At 36.4% G+C, this 407-nt stretch carries 1 pseudogene; it reads right to left on the bottom strand.

Annotated features, from left to right (window positions below):
* Positions 1-407, bottom strand: a pseudogene (locus tag AB4486_RS22855) (site-specific integrase); the annotation flags it as partial.

Genomic DNA, 407 nt, shown 5'->3' on the forward strand with positions numbered 1-407 from the left:
TGAAAGCGATGAGGTTCTGGAAAATACTGATTAACTTGTGTTAAGACACTCAAAGCATCGAGCTTAAGTACAATTATTTTCTCTGCTTGGCCTTTCAATGATTCGACCAATTGCGAAAAAACAATTTCACTGTTCAAGTAGCCAAAAGAGTCAATACTTGTGTCAAAAAACATTCTTAATGTGAGTTCAGTCTTACGTTGTACCAACAATAAGCTCTCAATTTTACGAAAAGTATCAGCACCTTCAACGCTTAATAATGCCCCTTTACCTCCCCATATTAACCAATACATTCTTTGTTTGAGCTCAATAAGTAGTTTGGGGTTATGCTTGGCACTTTGAAACGCTAGTTTGTACTGTGACTCAGATGCCTTTGTGGTATTAAATAAATCATTGAAATCCCACACATC

The sequence above is a fragment of the Vibrio sp. 10N.222.55.C6 genome, assembly GCF_041473395.1.
Taxonomy (GTDB): Bacteria; Pseudomonadota; Gammaproteobacteria; order Enterobacterales; family Vibrionaceae; genus Vibrio; species Vibrio crassostreae_C.